We start from the raw sequence: 16,852 nt of genomic DNA on the forward strand, positions 1-16,852 counted from the left end.
GCTATCATAATAGCGCCGTTGGCCCTGTCCCCTGGTGACTGGCAAGCCCCTCCCCCCAAGCCCAAAGGTAGCGACACTCCATGGATCGACCCGGTCACAGCCTCTCCGCCGCGAAGGTTCGGCTAAAGAAAGCCCTGGCTCGCCCCTCGACGGTGACCACGGCGCTGGCACAGAAGGCGGAACAAGTCGTCCAGGCCTCCGCCGAAACCCGGTCCTCGGTTCGGAAGAAGCTACGTACTTGGGAGGACTACCGCAAGTTCCTCCGCAAGGAGTTCCGCTGGGAAGCACCGCTGAGTGAGCGGCGGCCGCTGTGGTGGCGCAAGGGTTTCCTTTCTCGCTCGGTCACGCTCTACGACCTCGAGAACAACGACCCCAGCGAGTACGTTTCCGATGTGCAGCGCTATACCCGCACCAAGCGGATGGTGCACACCGCGCTTCAAGAGATCCTGGACAACAAATTCGCTTTCTTCCTGCTGGTGAACCAGCTGGGGCTCAAGTCGGATGTGGTTCCTCTGCTGGGTCTCTATGTGCGCGGCGCCGTGCACATTTTCCCCAACGACGACCGGCTCGCCCTGCAGAAATTCCTACAGACGCGTTTGGAAGTAAACCAGCGCGTCTTCGTGAAGCCGCTGCGCGGCGCCGAAGGTCGGTTGGTCCGTGCGATCACCCGCACCGAGACAGGCTACCGGATGAACGGTGAGGACGTGACCGTCGCCGAGATCCGCGCCTGGATTGAGGAACAGAAGAAGCCGATGCTCTTCGAGCGCGGCATCGTGCAGCACGAGGCTCAGGCTGCGCTCAATCCGAATGCGACGAATACCCTGCGTCTACTCACCCTGCCGGACGTTTCCAACAACAAGGAGCCATTCATCGCAGTGGCTGTGCAGCGCATCGGCACTGCCCAGTCGAACCACGTGGACAACTGGACTCAGGGCGGGCTCAGCGCAAAGATCGATCTGGAAACCGGACGGCTCAGCCGGGCAGGGCAACTACCGGATGGCCGTGAACAGAAGTGGTTCACCCACCACCCTGACACCGGTTCGCAGATCGAGGGCGCCCAGGTTCCTTACTGGGAGGAAGTACGGACGCTCATCACCGAAGCGGCGCAACGCCTGACGTTTATGGAGTACATCGGCTGGGATGTGATCATCAGCCCCACCGGTCCGGTGATACTCGAGGCGAACATCAACTCCGGCATGAACGTGCTCCAGGTGCACGGTCCGTTGCTGAAGGACCCCCGCGTCCACGCCTACTTCGCCAAGCGCGGCGTGATCTGATCAGCCGAACAGGCCCGCGTAGAGCCGACCAACCTCACTGAGGACGCGCTCGGCGTTCTCCTCGGTGAAGCTCACCCGTCCGAGCTGGTCTACGTCCAGCTCCCAGACATCCTGACTTTCGCCTCGGCGTAACGATCCCATCGAGCCTGACACCACGTCGTCGATCAGCACCGCGGGACCCGCATGGCGCAGTGCATCAGCACAGGCCAGCGCGGCTCCACGAGTAAACGGGTTGTCACCCTCGGCTGTCGAGGTTTCTTCCGTCAGTTCGGCGATACCCCAGCCCGCGCTTTCCAACGCGGCACGCAGCCCTTCGGTGAGCAGACCGCGGTGGTCCACCACCACGCCGTGCCCTCGACCCCGTAGCAGGTTCGCGGTGACCGCAGTGACGCCGTCGCCGGAGATGAAACGCCGGGTAGAGTGCGGATCGTCGGACTCCTCGATCGCTTGCCACCCGCCGCGGTAGCCAGAGTTCACCCCGGTGGGGTCGGACAGATCCTGGTCGAACAGGGTCAGTGCAGCGTCGAGCACCGGCTGCTGTGCGTTGTAGGCCCGGGCGATGTCCTTGAGCAGGTCGCGGGCATGCGATGTGCCCGAGGGGGCAACCACGAAGGAGGCACCGAAGTAGCGCTGCGCGGCCCGCACCTGGTCGGTGGCCGAGGCCAGCCAATTCGTGTGGTGCTGACGCAGCCAGCTCGACTCGGGCAGGATCTGCTCGGTGGGCCAGTCGCTGCGGGTCAGCGCCGTGGAGTGATAATCATCGGTGACCAGCACCGCACGGAAGCCGCTGGTGGCAGTGCGGATCAGGTCCAGCGCCTCGGCGAAGTTCGCGTGCAGGTGCCGGGTGGCCGAGGTGAGCACCACCAGCACGGCGGGCACCCCGCGGTAGCGCTCGGGTCGGTGCGCATCGTAGGGGGCGAACTCGGTGCGGCCCGAGACTTTCTGGGCGCGGACGCCGTATTTCTCCGTGCACCATTCTTCGAGGCTCTGGGACCAGGTGATCGTGGTCAGATGCTGAGTCGCCGTGCTCACGCGGCACCTCCGATGATACTGGATGGGTCGGTGGCCAGGGTTGGGAAGTGGCGCTCGGCTTCCAGCCGCGCGCTCTGCAGATCGCCCTGATCAGTGTCGACAGTCGGAGTGCGCTGCACCCAGACCTTGGCCACAGGGCGCTCGGTGAGGGATTCGATCACCGAGGCCGGGGGCAGCACGCCGTCGTAGACCACGGTCTCGGCATCGAGGCTGTCCATGAGCCGGCTCAGGCGGTGGCCGAGGTAGTCCTGCCAGTCGGCAGCGTCCATGTTCAGCCGCGCGGCCGAGGGCAGGTAGCTGACCTCATGTCCGTTCAGCTCTTCCGGCGGGCTCGTGGCGACCACGGCCACGTGCAGCAGCGGGTTGCTTTCCAGGGCAGTCGCGTAGGCAGACAGCCGTTCCTCATAGGTGTCGCCGTCGACGAGCACCAGGGTCGGCCCGACAGCAGCAATCGGCTGGACCGCGGTGGTGCCCGCCTCGGGCTCGTCCGTCGGCTGGCTGGGCGTGACTCCGAGCTCGGCCAGGCGCCGCAGGTGCATCTCCGGGGAGAAGGAGCGGGCGAACTCCTGGGCTCGGCGCGACTGGGCCAGGAACTTCTCGAGGTCACCGTAGTACTCGTCGATGATGCCCTGGACTGCGTTCGGCTTCGCGTAGAGGGCGGCGTCGCCGAAGAGCTCTTCCATGTAGGGCGGCATGATGGCCACGCAGCCAGCGGCGAGCGCTTCCATGGCGGCCCGGCCAAAGGCTTCCTTCAGGTCGGGGTGGTGCATGTACACCCAGAAGTCGATGCCCTGCAGGAAGACCACCGGGTCCTCACCGCCGAAGGGGATCACCTGCCAGTTCTCCGGGAGGTAGCCGACGAGCTTCTCAGCCACCTGGGCGCCGCCGAGCACACGGACGTCATAGTCGCCCGAGTCCGGGTAGGCGGCGAGGATGTCACGGCCGGTGGAGGGCCACTTTCCCGGCTGCGGGCGAGAGTGGCGTCCGATCACCGGGCGGGTGCCGAGGAAGCCGGTGCGCGGTGCGTCGTCGATGGGCAGGGAGAAGATGTTCACCCAGTCCTCATCGCGGAAGGGCACCTCGGTGGTCTGCTGCAGCATGGTGCCGCGCACCACCGGGCCGATGGGGGCCCAGATCGGGTCCACGCCGAAGAGCTCGCGCACTTTGGCATCGGTGGCCTTGACGTCGTAGTGCTGAGTGCCGCCGGAGTCGATAGCGGCGTGGTTGGCGACGACAATGACCTGATCGGCGGTGATGTTCTCCAGGCGGCTGCGGGTGGAGAAGACCACGGTGGGGTGGCGCAGGATCAGCAGGCGGGCGCGCAGCCGGGAATGCGGGGTGACCAGCCGGACGTGCGGCAGACCCACGACGCGGCGGATGTGCTGGCTCCAGGGAAGCGGGTAGTTGGTCACCGAGCCGACGATGTGCACCAGTGCGGTGCTGATGCCGGCCTCGGACTGGGCGCGCACCTCCTCGGCCACGCTGGAGGTGGTGCCTCCGGGCAGCCGCAGATCCGAGGCGAGGATGACGTCGACGTCGTAGGGAGTGGGCTCGGTCATCGGCGACCTTCCTGATGCGACGGTGCGGTGGTGCCGCGGGGTTCGACAGTGACGTTCGGCAGCTCGGCCAACGACTGCCGCAGGCTCGCGTGCGCGAGGTGGCTCTTGATCTGGTGCAGCGAGCGCTGCAGTTCGCGGGTGGTCTCCGTCAGCGAGGTCACCTGCTCGCGCAGGTGGCGGTTCTCTTCGCGCAGCTCATTGAAGCCGTCGGTCACACTGTGTGCGGTGGCGTCGGCGATCCGCTGGTAGAGGTCCTCGTCTTCCAGCCAGAAGTCCTTGAGCTCATCGAAGGTCTGCACATGGCGGGCCTTCAGCGCGCCCTGGAAGTCTTCGATCGGGTGCACCCCGGGCTCGGCGCTGCGCACGCCGTCCACGGGCTGGAACTCGACCTGGTGCACGATCACCCGTCCGATGCCGGTGAGGCGGATCGTCACCACCAGGTGGGCCGCGTCGGGGTGGGCGACGTAGAGGACCCGCTGGCCGGCGGCCAGCGAGGTGCGGGTGAGCCGGGATCCGTCGTCGTCGAATTCGTGGAGCACCAGCTGCGCGACGAGGCGCCCGCCGATCTCCGCGGTCAGACCCACCTGGTAGGCACGGTCGTTCGCCAGGGCGACGCCGCGTCCGCTGCCGAGCTTCTTGAGGTCGCTCGTCTTGGCCCGCAGCAGCAGGTGCATCGGGGACTTCTCGTGTTTCTCGAGCGCCAGTCGTCCCTGATCATCCCGGCTGACATCCACGATGGAGGGGTTGCTGATCCGCCATTGGTTGCCCCACCGGTCCAGCGCATTGAATCCCAACAGCGGGAACTGTTCACCCTGGATCACCTTGTCGTCACCTGCACTCCCAGTCGCTCCAAACGTCGAAGGTAGGCCTCGTGGCTGCATTCGTCCTCGATGAATGCGCGACCGCGCTGCTGCTGGGCGGCGTAGCGGCCGGCGTCCCACAGTTCGGCAATGACATCCTGCACCTGATCTGGTTCAGCGTACACCGCGCCGTCCTTGAACACGGGCCGGAAATGCTCGGGTAGCACACACACCACACCGTGGCTCATCGCCTCGAGGATGGCCATGCCGAAGGCCTCCAGCTGGCCCTCACTGTGGAAGTAGACAAAGAAGTCGAGCTTCTCTTCGAGGTACTCGTTGACATCGATCTCGTTGAAGACGTAGATCTCCCAGTTCTTCGGGCGCTGCGGCATGAACCCCTTCTGGGTGGGGATCTTCGTGCCGCCCAGAATGCACACCTGCGCCGACCCATCGATGGGGTAGACCTGCCGGAACACCTCACGGTTGGAAGGCCACTTGCCCGCATCATCACGGGCGTGTCGACCGATGACGGGCTGGCCGGAGTGGAACCGGTTCCGGTCGATGCCGTCTTTCAGCTCGATGATGCCCTTCCAGGTCATACCCGACAGGTCCGAGGCGGGCATCAGCGGCTCGATCATGGCGCTGATCCGCTCGCTCTGTGGTGCCCACACCGGGCGTACCCCGAAGAGCCGATCCACATTCCGGGTGACGGTGCCCATGTCGTAGCTGCGCCGTTCGCCGCTGGGTTCGTAGGGCACGTGGTTGGCGACGATGACGATGCGTCCGGCGTTGAGCCCGGAGCGGCCGTCGGGCACCGACTGCACGGCGGTGGGCCAGCGGATCACCAGCAGATCGGTGTTGTTCACGGCGTCGAGGGAGAGCCGGTCGATCCGGCCGGTGAAGATCAGGTCATCGATCTTGGGGATGAACTGGCGCTTGGCGGCCGAGGGGATCAGCCCGTTCTGCAGCGGGATCACCCCGACCTTCAGACCGGCGTTCAAACAGACATTGATCTCATTGAACAGCGAGGTGGAGTTGCCGGCGAGGAAGCCGAATTCCGAGGCGAACACCACGTCATACTGCCCCGGCTCGGTGGAGCGGATCGGCAGGTACGTTTCTGGCGCCACGAAGGGACGGGTGGCTGGCGACTTGGCCAGGTAGGGGGAGGCGTCCTCCTCGCGGATCTCCCGGTGCCAGGCCTTGTAGCCGCGCAGGTATGCGCGCCGTTCCGGGGCCAGGTAGCCCACGCCCATATCGTCACGGGTGAGGTTGCCGCCTTCCATCAGCGCGAAGGCCAGCGGGGCGTCGGTGATCGGCTCGATCTTGGCACCGTAGTAGTTCTCGATGCGGGATTTGTACTCGGAGTCGCCCGATTTGCGCACCATGTCCCAGTAGCCGAGGTCATGGAACACGGGGTCTCGACGGAACATCACCGAGGGCAACGACGGGTAGAAGACCTTCCCGGTGGCCGAACGCAGCGTCATCGTCAGATGCTCGTCAACGCGCACCCAGTTGGTCATGTTGGCGACGCGGTCCGGGTGGGTGATCAGGTCGCGCACCTGCAACTCGATCTGCTGCGGGTGATGCCAATCGTCCTTGTCCGCGATGGTGATCAGGTCACCGTGGGAGAGGTCGAGTCCGTCGTTGCGCACCGAGTAGGAGCCGCGGTTGGTGTCATTGAAGACCAGCCGGATGCGGTCATCGAGTGCGGCCAGGGCTTCGAGCTGCTCCCGGTAGTGCGTCGGATGGCCCTGAGCATCGACCATCGGGGAGCAGTCGTCCATCAGCAGGATCTCGAGGTTGGTCCAGGTCTGGTCCAACAGCGAGCGCACGGCCACATCCAGGGCGGGGCTCGGCTCGTAGATGGGCATCAACACGGTCACGAGCGGGCCGTCGGCTGCGTCCTGGGCCGCGGGCAGTGCGGTGCGTACGGAGTAGAAGTTGACGTCGTCTCCCAGCTCAATGCCGGCCACGCGGTCGGACTCCATCAGCCGGTTGAATTCGGTCAGCCACGCCTCGCGCCCGTGCGCCGGATCGCCGATGTGTGGGTTCAGCACGTTGAGTGCCATGAGCCGCTGTGAGTACTCGTGCTCTGGGTCAGGATCGCCTGCAGTGAGCACCCGGTGGGACTCCGCGAACTCGCCGCGCCAGTGCAGCAACTGCCCGTAGAACGATCGGTTGGGACCGGTCACCTCGGCCAGGCCGAACCAGTCCTCCACCATGGAGTACAGGGTGAGCGCATCCAGATAGTCGATGTCATCGCGCGGGGCGGCGAAAAGATACCGTGCCAGAGAGAGCATGGCGGTCTTCCACAGATCCGCCTGCAGGATCTCGCGAGCCTGGTCACGGAACAGCTCGATGCGGTAGGACTCGAGTATTCCGTGGAGTTGGTTGAAGTCGTACCGGCCGTTGCTGGCGGCGTAGGCCAGGATGTCTCGAGCACCACCGTTGCGGTTGTGGATCGCATTCTGGGTGAACCAGTGGATGCGGCCGGTGTTCGTGCGCAGCTCGTCCACCCAGTACCAGATGGCACCAGACGCAGCATTGAGGCTGGTTCCCGGGGATGCGTGGAGGGAGGCCATCACCTCTTCGAGCTGCTCCAGGGTGAACTCCGCCGCGGATTGCTGGTGGGTGCGCAGGAACTCGAGATAGAACTCCATGCGTCCGGCGCGACGAGCGTTCTTCCACAGCTCGATCACCGCATCCTTGGAGTGCGACTGGCGCGCCATGGCGAGCAGGACCTCATCGGTGGGGTCGAAATTCTCGTCTTCCCAGAGAATCTCTTCGATGGGGCCGTGGGAGAGGCACAACCGCAGGTGCTTGCGCCCTTCCGTCAGCGCCTCGGGCGGCAAGGGCAGCCAGTATCCGGCCTTCTTGACGCCGTAGCGGGAGATGGCTGTCGTGCTGCGACCAGTGGCTTCGACGCCGGCCAGTTCTCGCACATCGTTCTCGGTGATCTCTTCCAGGACGACGTGCGCTGGGTAGTGGAGCGACCCCGTGTGGAAGGCCCAGCCGTTGAAGGCGCCGTTCAGCTCGGTGTCTGAGCGGACGAATTCACCGTGCAGGTCCTGCTCGATGACGCCCGGAAGGTCTTGCGGGCGACGTCCGGCTTCCCCACCCAAGCGGAGGTCGTAGGTGTCGGTGAGGCTCGCTCCGGCGGTATAGAGACTCAGCTGCTCGGGAATGAGGGTGCTGTGCGGCAGCTCCCCGGCGAAGCGCATGTGCACCGTGCTGTCCGTGGCCTCGGGCGCCGGGTCCGCCTGTTCCACCGCGTGCAGCACGGCGATGGTGTCACCGAGTCGCAGGTCCACGCGCTGGTGTCCCACGGGGCCTTTCACTGCGACGGAGGCGTAGGAGCCGGTGTAGCTCAGCTCCACGACCTTGGTGCCACGGCGCTCGGAGAGGTCTTCGACCCAGTTGTAGAACGTGTCGGGGCGGCCCTCCCGGATGCGCTCGGCTTCGTGCCGGGCCATCCACGCGTGCTCCGACGCCAGCACCGTGGTCTCGTCGAGCAAGGTCACCCAGGAGCCATCGACGTCACGAGCATGAGCTTGGACCCGGTGGGTGGCGTCGTCAAAGTAGTCCGCCGGAATCTGGATGCCGAATTGTTTCTTCAGCGGGGCTTTCAGATCGATGCGACCGTGCTTCCACGGCAGCTTCTTCAGCTCGGCCAGACCTTCTGCGACCGTGGCACCGTCCACCAGGACGCGCACGGAGGCGGGCTCCGTAGCAGCGGCACCGACCACGGCCCAGCCCGCCACCTGGCCGGCCGGAGTGAGCAGGAATTCACCGCGCACGGTCGAGGAAGCCACGCGGCGGTCCGGAGCGGCGAGTCGCTCAGACTGCAGAACGGTGCCCGATCCGCGGTGGACCAGCTGCACCTCACGCTCGGTGCCATCCCAGAACTGAGCCGGCAGACTGCCGAGGAAGCCGACGTTGCGGGTATGGAAATCCGCAGCCGATAGTTCGCCCCGGAAGATCGAGCATTTCAGGGTATCGACCGGCTCACCATCGACCATCAGGTCCAGGACCGGCTTGGCCTGGTCGGTGTCGGGGTCATAGAACCAGCCGCTGAGCCGGTGCGCTTGGAAATTGACGACTTTGTGCTTCATGGTCTGATCAGTCCTCGTCCTGCGCAGCGGCTTCGGGGCTGAAGAACTCCCTCAGCCGGGGGTCGTTCCATTCGTCGGGGGCACGATAGAAAGACCCCAGCTGGCGGATGATGCGGCGGCATTCCGGCAGATCTTTCTCCGCCACCCTAGGCAGCTTGCCGATGAACCAGTTCCGGAAGAACGGCTCCAGGCGGGTCTCGTTGTAGTGGTCCAGCAAACCGACCTCAGCGAGCCACGCAGCCCGCGAGCGCTCCAGCTCCACGTACTTGCGGTAGAAGCCGATCCCGACGGTGTTCACCACTGAGTTCTGCACGGCGGCGAAGTAGGTGTGCACGATCTCATCCGTGATCGCGATCTTCCGTGCCGAGTGGAAGAGCTGTTGGAAGAAGAACGTGTCCTGGCCCTGGCAGCCCTCGACCTGGGTGATGCCCAGGCCGCGCAACCACTCGGTGCGTGCCACGATGGTTTGAATGCGCACCGGGGCATAGTTGAGCCGCGAGAGCGCGCCCTCGACCACAGTGCCGTCTTCGTGGACGAGTGGTCGCAGCATCTTCGCGTGATCGATTTCGACCCGGCGCTTGTGCTGGACCACCGCGTTGCCCACGGAGAAGTCGTAGTCGTCCTGTTTAACCAACTCGAGCAGACGTGCATAGCCGTCGTTGCTCTGCTCATCGTCCGGGTCGAGGTTGGTCACGTACGGGGTACGGACCATGTCGAGGCCCTTGTTGCGGGGTCGTGAGGCGCTGCCGGATCCGCCGGGTGGGAATCGATAGGCGCGCACGTTCGCATATTGCGCTTCCAGCTGGTCAACGATCCTGATGGTCTCGGGGTCCGTGGAGCCGTCATCGACCAACAGGATCTCCGCGTTCGGGAATACGCTTGAGCGACGCAGCGACTCAAAGCATTTATCCCGCAGATGGGGTCCGTTGTTGTAGATCGGCACCAGGATGGACAGCTCGGGTTCGGGGAGCGGATCCACTGTTGTTCGGTGGGCCAGCACCGCGTCCGAGGCAATGCTCAGCGTCTGGTTGGTGCTGGCCTCAGCGCCGGCCAGGGACTGGCCTTCTCGGAGCCAGACAGCGCGCGGTGAGTTTCCCGTGGCAGGTACATCGTCGAGGTACTCGTACACCGGCTCCTCGGAATCCAGGCGGTGGACCGTCACCGCATCGGCGTCCGAATAGCGGTAGGCGCAGACGATATCGGTGATCAAGTTCGGCCCGACGTTGCTTGTCGAGGTCAGCCGCACATGGACATCCCCGCCTTCGGAGCCACGGACCTGATCGTCCTGACCCGAAGGGATGTGCTCGATCGGGCCTCGGTAGGTCTGACCCTCCACGAAGGTGGCGAACTCTGCCTCACTGAGCCCGCTGACGAGCACACGGTGGCGGAGTTGCTGCGCGTCAAGACCCACTGCATCCAGGAGCTGGCCGATGCGGTCGGCTGCGGTGTTGGAACTGAAGGCCGCCCGGATGCCGGCGACCTGGGCTTCGCGGATGGTCTTGGGCGACAGCTGCTCCACGATCTGGGCCACATCGACGGGGCCGTCGGGCATCTGCACGTGCGGGAACTGAGTATTCACGCCGGCGTTGTAGTTCGCGAGGATTATGGTCCCGGAGGCCTGCAGCTCGAGGATGCGGCGGTCGAATGCCGTCTGGCTTTCGGCGTCGGCGTTCAGCGCCACTCCCAGGGGTAGCAGTCGTTGCAACTGAGCAGTCTTTTCCCCTGACAGTGCAGGATGCACGTGAGGCAGGAAGCGATCCGGGTAGCGGGCATCCAAGCCAACAGAAGTGTCCCCGAGCAGGGTGTCGAAGATAGTGAGATCTGCCCCCGCTCGGACCAGCCCGTCGAGAATGCGCTCACCGGCGAAGCGTCGCTCGGGGTACTCGTTTCGATCCCAGGGACCAGAGAGCAGGAAACTCTGCTCCTCGTGTCGCATGCATCCCAGTGGGTGATGCTGGCTCGGGTTGATCCCCAGAGGCAGCACGTGAACCGGGGTACCGGTGCGCAAGATCTTCTCGTAGGCCGGGACCGATTCGGCCGCGGTGGTGAAGACGTGATCGGCGTGGACAGCAAAGCGTCGGAAGTGGGTGAATCCGAGGGGATCCTCGGTGGACCAGAACGCAACAGGAATGTCTCGATCGCGTGCTCCACGCATGATGGATTTCACCACCACGTCGCGCAGGGGCGAGCGCAGATCGGCCAATCCGGACCAGGCACCGTCGACGCCTACCCAAGTGGAGGTAACCAGCAAGAGATCGATCTCAGTCAAATGCTGCGCGTAGTTCTCCGGGGTGATCGCCACCAGCTCAACGGAGCCTTCCAGCGTGGAGAACAACTCCGGATCCGCGATGATGCCGATGCGGGTGGAATACGGACGATCCCAGTGCGGTGGGTTTACACTTGGCAACTGTTCCGCCTCGGTGAGCCAGGCACTCACCTGCTGTTGTGCTGGTGCTGCGACCGCCTGCTGGCGTTCCCAGTAGTCCTGCGCGCTCGCAGCGGGCCAGGGTGATTCCTGGCCGTTTTCGGTTGCGTGGCGGAAATAGGGGGAGGCCACGTGAGCCGAGAGTGTTCGGTGGTGGTCGCGCAGTGCTTCGAGCTCGTGCTTGCGCTGAGCGATAGATCTCAGTCGTTGCGCCAGGGTGCCGGCACGCAGGTCGGCGGTGTCCACCGCGTTCATGAGGGACGCACCACGCGAGCTACTCGGCGACGCAGCTGGCGATAGCGGCGTTTCAGCGTCGAGTCACCCCCCTGAGAGGTTGAGTTGTTCTTCGCCGTGGTGTTGGCTGACGTATCGCCCCGGCGTAGTGCCTGCAGCTCCGCCTGTGCGGCGGCTGCGGCAACACGCACCGAGGACAGTTCGAATCGCAGATCGGCGTTCTGCGCCTCGAGGTTCTCCACTTTGCTCTGCAACGCTGCCGCGGTGGCCGATTCAGCGGTGGTCTGCTGATCGTGCGTCTGCAACGCGTCCACCTGCTTGATGAGGATTTCTTCGCGTCCGTACGCGGTGAGCAGTTCTTGGGACAGCTCCTCCACGCGGGTCACCAGGTCTGCGACCACGTTGGCTGTCTCTGCGGCTGCGGTGTCCAGGTGCGTAGATGAATCGGCGGTCAAGCTCACTCCAAGATCTGATCTGGGAATCGTTGCGGGGAGAAATCCGGTAGAAAACCTTGAATTCTCCTTGAAATCTGAGGATACCAGCCCCCTTGTGTGCATTCCCGAAGGCGGCGGCACCCTCTCAGGTCACTGGTCGAGGTGGAACTCCAAGGCGTCACGCACGGCGGACGAGAGCTGGGGCGTGTGCGATTCGGAGCGGCGGTAGTGGACCAGCAGCTCCCGGGCCAGCTCGTGGTTTCCGAGCCGCTGTGCCTGACGGATGGCCTGGCGCACGGAGCGACGGGGCACCCCGTCGTCCGCGACCTCCTCGAGGGTGACCGCTGCGGCGTCCACGTTGCCCAAGGTCAGGTCCAGCACCAAGCGTGCGCGCACCGCAATGTCCCCGGAAACCTCTTCTTCGAGCTCGTCCCAGCGCTCAAGCGGGGTCGTCGACAGCAGGCTGATCTGACGCGCCACCGGGTCCTCGCTGCGCTTCAGGGTTCGAATGCCACGGTTCACCGCGTCTACCAGAGCGACGCTGGGCACCAGGAAAGCAGCCGCCTCGGCATCTCGATCAGCACCCAGCGGCAGAGACTCGGCAAGGGTCATCAACGGCTGGGTCGCCGCACCTTTGGCCGAAGGGAGATCCCGGTTGATGTCTTGGAACAACTCAAGGGCATCCAAGTGAGCGGGGTCAGCGTCCACCGCATCGTGGAGCGCTTCCCGGGCCGCCCACACATGCCCTTGCAGAAAAGCCTGCGCCCCATACTCGATGAGGATGCTGGCGTTGTTCCCCAGGGTGGCTCGGGTGCGCCGCAAGAGTTCCAGTGATGACACTCGGTGCCCGGAATCCCACAGATGCGTTGCCTCAGCGAGGGCCTCGCGTCTCGCGGTGGGTGCGTCTGAAATCTGAGCGGCAGGGGCTGCAGGGGTGTTCTGCATTCTGGTTCCTCGAATTCTTGGAGCGCTCAGTTGTCGTGGAAATCGTCATCGACCACGACGTGCCGAGCGTTCATGCCGTATGACTCGATGATGCCGTTGGCGTAGAGCTCAACGTCTTCAACATCCCAGGTGTGGCTATGGCTTCCACGCATCTGCATGAAGTTGAAGCGGTCAGCGGCATAGATCCGCGCTCCACGTTCCTCGGCAGACCTCAGAAAGCGGGTGTCCTCACCACGACGGACCGGGGAGAAGGGAACCTTCCGGAACAGATCGCCCTTGCCTACGAAGGTGGCTCCGGCGATGAAGTTGGTGAACATGTTCTCCTGACCGGGATTGCGCAGCACGATGGCGTCGTCGGTCTGGGAGTACATGTAGACCGCCAGCTTTCCCACGAGATCAGCACCAGAGTATTTCAGGGCGTTGATGCTGTCAGAGAGGTAATGGCTGGCATAGAAATCATCATCATCAAATTTGGCGATGGCATCGCCGTCAGCGGCCTTGACCAGGCGATTCAGACAAACACCCAGGGAGTCGTTCTTATGCGCGTGCAACAGCGTGAAATTCTCGATCCCGTGATCACGCGCGTAGGCTTCCAGCTCAGTTTTCTGCGCGTCGAAGCCGTGAGTCAGCAACACCAGCTCGAGGTTATCCTTGTCCTTCTGCGCGGCCACGGAGTCAATGGCCTGGAAGAGGAATTGCGGCCGATTGGTCGAAACGATGGCACTGACGCTGGGGTCCGAAAGGAAAGGCGAATCAACTCGCAGACCAGCGGTTTTCAGAATTTTCGCGGTGCGGTGCGCATAGGTGTGCTGTTCCCAGATACGGCGCTGGGCCCGGTGCACGGTGCGGTCTCGCAACTGCGAGGAGTTAAGCATGGCCCGCAAGGTGTAGGCAGCGGTGGCTTCATCACGCACGACCGGCACTTCATTGTCCCGGAAGAACTTCGGGATGGCAGCCGACTCCGTGGAGACCACGGGAGTACCGGAGGCGACGATTTCAAAGACACGTCGCGCGCACATCGAGGGGCTGTCCGTCACCGAGTTGACGTTTAAGAAGACTTTGTACGCGCGGTAGGCCGCGAGCATCTTCTCGTACGGGAGCGATCCGACCACGTGCTTCTTGAACGGCTGGGGGAACTGATACTTCTCGTCACCGCCGTGGTGGCGGGAGAAAATGTCGAAGGAGTAGACCCCGCGCTCAAAAACCCGCACCGCTGCGCCCAGCAACATGTGCATCTGCTCGCGGCGTTTCTCGTACTTGTGGGAGAAGTACATGCCCGCGAAGGCCATGTCGTTCTGCTTGTGCAAGCCCTTGATGCGCACCGGGTTGTGAATGGAGGGCTGGGCGGCGAAGCTAAGGGAGTCCACCCGGTCGTGACCGACAAGCTCCTTGTACTTCGGGATCAGATTGGAGTCCGAGGTGAAGACCACGTCGAAGAGCTTCGCCGTGGGCAGGAAGTCCTCGAAATGCGGCGGGTCTTCTTTGTTCCAGAACACCGTGGGCACTTCCATGGCCTTGCAGTAGTTAACGAGCTCGAGGACTGCAGGACGTGGTGCAGTCGTGCCGGTGAGGTGGTACTGCCAGGCGCCACCGTTGCCGGCCCACGCCGATTCAACGAAGAGCAGATCAATGGGCTCGCGAACCAGTTCTTCACGCCACCGCTGCGGAGTGAGCACCACCATCTCGAACTCGGGTCCCCAGGCGGCCAGCGAGAATTCGTCAAGAATGACTCCCACACGTAATCCGGGGAAAGATTTCGGCCGTTGCAGCGGGGAGACCGCCGGATAGTACTCGTCGATGCGTTGGGGAGACGAGCCCACGGTCGGCTGCTGAACCCCGTAATAAGGGAGGACGTACTTGCTCCGCCGTCGCCATTCTCGAAACTGAGAGTAGCCGCCCTGGCGCCAGTGCCAAAGGCCTTTTCGAAGGCGCTTGAGCGGAGTCGGCATGGTTTTGGGAGCCCCTCGTGTTTCGTCCAATAAGTTCATCGACCAGGGGAAGAACCGGCTGGTGCTCACGCGCCGATTCACTCATATGAAGTCGATTCACCGGGGAGTCTATCGCAGAAGGGTTACCTCACAGCGGACAAAGTGGAATATCTCGTCGATGGCTTCACCCTCGTCAAGCACCTCATGACCCGGGCGTAACGGCGCGCCTATGCGATACTAAGGGGCATGACCGACGCGCTAATGGACACTCCCCGCCGTGATCGCCCGCGGAAGAAGAGCCGCAAGGGCTTGATCGCGATTCTCATCGCGCTGGTGCTGTTCATTGGTGCCATCGTGTTTATCGCGTGGAGCCTTTTCGGCCGACTCGGCGATATCGAGACCATTGACAACGCCTTCCCGGAAGAGTCCCTGCGCCCCGCCGCGGTGGAACCACCGGAAGGCGAAGACGCCCCGCTAAACATTCTGTTGCTGGGTTCGGATACACGCGCGGACACTTCAACTTCTCTGCTGTCTGACCTGGGCAGCCGCGCCGACACGATTATGGTGGCGCATATTCCTTCCGACCGAGATTCAGTGCAGATCATGTCGATCATGCGTGACTCGTGGGTGGAGATCCCCGGTCACGGCAATGCGAAGGTCAACGCTGCCATGGCCTATGGTGGCGTGCCGCTGATGGTGCAGACCGTGGAGGGACTGATCGATCAGCGCATCGACCATGTGGCTGTGGCGGACTTCAACGGTTTCAAGAACATCACCGATGCTTTGGGCGGGGTCACCGTGAATAACCCGCGCGCCTTCACCGCTTCCTCACCGGTGAACATCCCCTTCGAAGCCGGCGAGATCACACTGACCGGCGACGAGGCGCTGGCCTTCGTCCGCGAGCGCAAGTCCTTCTCGGATGGCGACTACAGCCGCGTGGCCAACCAGCAGCTGTTCCTGCAGTCTATGGCCGGCCAGGTACTTTCCCGCGAGACGATGACCAATCCGGGCAAGCTTTCTGATCTGATCGGCGCCACCACCCCGTACGTGGCTCTGGACAATGAGCTGGGCCTGACGAAGATGATCCAGTTGGGTTCCTCCATGTCGTCCACGCGGGCTTCGGATATCTCCAGCTTCACGTTGCCCACCAACGGCACGGGCCGCGAAGGCGGCGGTCAGTCTGTGGTGTACGTGGATTGGGATGAACTCGAGAACGTGCGCACCCGCTTCGCAGAGGATGACCTGGTGGGCTACGAGCCCGCCGCGTACTGAGCCGCTGACTGACCTGCGGCATACCTTGTAGCCCGGCTCTTACACGACTGTCGGCGGTTACGTATTCTGTGGAGGTAACAAGCAGCTGATCAGTGTTTGTTCAGTCAGGGCACGCCCCACGGAATACAGGAGTACCGCATGCCTCACCCTCAGATTCCCGATACTCTGGCCCAACGCCTCAATGGAAAACTCGAATCGCAGGAGGCGTTCAAGTGGACCAAAGAGCCCTGGATCCGTGCCGTGGAAGATGCTCCAGAAGTGGTGGCTACCCTCGAAGCCCTCCCCGAAACTCTCGACCGTGAAGTGGTTCGTAAAATCGTTCAGGAAAAGCTAGCGAAGGACCAAGTCCTGGGCGCTTTCATTCCCGTGCTCATCTGGGGCGGCCCGGGCGGCTACGGCCCTTTCCGTGCGCGATCGATCTTGACCGGTATCCGGAAGCGCGAGAATATCAACGCGGCGATTGACCCGACCGTATCCCAGAAGCTCCGTGAGGGAGCCATTGCCGCTCAAAAAGACGATGCGCTCGAAGCATTTCGCCTCATGAACAACGAGAAGAAAGTGAAGTATCTGGGCGGTGCTTTTTTCACCAAGTGGCTCTACTTTGCCTCCATGAAGGATGCCCTCGATGGGTCGGAAGCAGCACCCATCCTCGATGCGCGCGTCTCCAGCTGGATCGCTCGCAACACTGAGGACCAGGGGGCAATCCGTCTGAAGCCACGCTCCACGCGGAGTTACGAAAGCTACCTCGAACTACTCGATGCCTGGGGAGCACCCTACAACCGCACTCGCGCTCAGGTCGAGCTCGCTATCTTCGAGCTATCCGTGAGCCGCTAG

At 63.6% G+C, this 16,852-nt stretch carries 11 protein-coding genes; 3 read left to right on the forward strand and 8 right to left on the reverse strand.

The window, feature by feature from the left end; all coding sequences use genetic code 11:
• Positions 1-80 precede the first annotated feature (80 nt).
• Positions 81-1,277, forward strand: coding sequence for a sugar-transfer associated ATP-grasp domain-containing protein (locus O1A05_RS03595; protein ID WP_270106707.1), 1,197 nt, complete (start codon positions 81-83; stop codon positions 1,275-1,277).
• Here O1A05_RS03595 and O1A05_RS03600 read toward each other — a convergent pair whose 3' ends face one another.
• The 8 genes from O1A05_RS03600 to O1A05_RS03635 all read right to left on the reverse strand — a co-directional run bounded on the left by O1A05_RS03600 (position 1,278) and on the right by O1A05_RS03635 (position 14,638).
• Positions 1,278-2,309 carry a hypothetical protein gene (locus O1A05_RS03600; RefSeq protein WP_270106708.1) on the reverse strand — a complete coding sequence of 344 codons (1,032 nt, stop codon included), beginning with the start codon at positions 2,307-2,309 and terminating at the stop codon, positions 1,278-1,280.
• Positions 2,306-3,868, reverse strand: a complete 1,563-nt coding sequence (locus O1A05_RS03605) for a glycosyltransferase (RefSeq protein ID WP_270106709.1) — start codon at positions 3,866-3,868, stop codon at positions 2,306-2,308. The genes O1A05_RS03600 and O1A05_RS03605 overlap by 4 nt, the downstream gene beginning before the upstream one ends.
• Complete coding sequence (locus O1A05_RS03610; protein WP_270106710.1) at positions 3,865-4,689, reverse strand: hypothetical protein; 825 nt, start codon at positions 4,687-4,689, stop codon at positions 3,865-3,867. The genes O1A05_RS03605 and O1A05_RS03610 overlap by 4 nt, the downstream gene beginning before the upstream one ends.
• Complete coding sequence (locus tag O1A05_RS03615; RefSeq protein WP_270106711.1) at positions 4,686-8,780, reverse strand: glycosyltransferase; 4,095 nt, start codon at positions 8,778-8,780, stop codon at positions 4,686-4,688. Before O1A05_RS03615 ends, O1A05_RS03610 begins: the two co-directional genes overlap by 4 nt.
• 7 nt (positions 8,781-8,787) lie before the next feature.
• Positions 8,788-11,460, reverse strand: a complete 2,673-nt coding sequence (locus O1A05_RS03620) for a glycosyltransferase (protein WP_270106712.1) — start codon at positions 11,458-11,460, stop codon at positions 8,788-8,790.
• Positions 11,457-11,894, reverse strand: a complete 438-nt coding sequence (locus O1A05_RS03625; RefSeq protein WP_270106713.1) for a hypothetical protein — start codon at positions 11,892-11,894, stop codon at positions 11,457-11,459. The genes O1A05_RS03620 and O1A05_RS03625 overlap by 4 nt, the downstream gene beginning before the upstream one ends.
• A 129-nt stretch (positions 11,895-12,023) precedes the next feature.
• Positions 12,024-12,818, reverse strand: a complete 795-nt coding sequence (locus O1A05_RS03630) for a hypothetical protein (protein WP_270106714.1) — start codon at positions 12,816-12,818, stop codon at positions 12,024-12,026.
• 26 nt (positions 12,819-12,844) lie between these two features.
• Complete coding sequence (locus O1A05_RS03635; protein ID WP_270106715.1) at positions 12,845-14,638, reverse strand: glycosyltransferase family protein; 1,794 nt, start codon at positions 14,636-14,638, stop codon at positions 12,845-12,847.
• 354 nt (positions 14,639-14,992) lie between these two features.
• Here O1A05_RS03635 and O1A05_RS03640 point away from each other — a divergent pair, with 354 nt between their 5' ends.
• The gene (locus tag O1A05_RS03640) at positions 14,993-16,018 is read left to right on the forward strand and encodes an LCP family protein (RefSeq protein WP_270106716.1); all 1,026 of its coding nucleotides are present in this window, start codon (positions 14,993-14,995) and stop codon (positions 16,016-16,018) included.
• 138 nt (positions 16,019-16,156) lie between these two features.
• Positions 16,157-16,852 (forward strand): 8-oxoguanine DNA glycosylase OGG fold protein, encoded by a 696-nt coding sequence (locus tag O1A05_RS03645; protein ID WP_270106717.1) that lies wholly within the window; start codon positions 16,157-16,159, stop codon positions 16,850-16,852.

The sequence above is a fragment of the Citricoccus sp. NR2 genome, from assembly GCF_027594385.1.
Taxonomy (GTDB): Bacteria; Actinomycetota; Actinomycetes; order Actinomycetales; family Micrococcaceae; genus CmP2.

Bases quoted from the DNA above. Each gene is read 5' to 3' on its own strand.
- O1A05_RS03595 (WP_270106707.1), top strand. From the start codon at position 81: ATGGATCGACCCGGTCACAGCCTCTCCGCCGCGAAGGTTCGGCTAAAG.
- O1A05_RS03605 (WP_270106709.1), bottom strand. From the start codon at position 3,868: ATGACCGAGCCCACTCCCTACGACGTCGACGTCATCCTCGCCTCGGAT.
- O1A05_RS03615 (WP_270106711.1), bottom strand. From the start codon at position 8,780: ATGAAGCACAAAGTCGTCAATTTCCAAGCGCACCGGCTCAGCGGCTGG.
- O1A05_RS03620 (WP_270106712.1), bottom strand. From the start codon at position 11,460: ATGAACGCGGTGGACACCGCCGACCTGCGTGCCGGCACCCTGGCGCAA.
- O1A05_RS03630 (WP_270106714.1), bottom strand. From the start codon at position 12,818: ATGCAGAACACCCCTGCAGCCCCTGCCGCTCAGATTTCAGACGCACCC.
- O1A05_RS03640 (WP_270106716.1), top strand. From the start codon at position 14,993: ATGACCGACGCGCTAATGGACACTCCCCGCCGTGATCGCCCGCGGAAG.
- O1A05_RS03645 (WP_270106717.1), top strand. From the start codon at position 16,157: ATGCCTCACCCTCAGATTCCCGATACTCTGGCCCAACGCCTCAATGGA.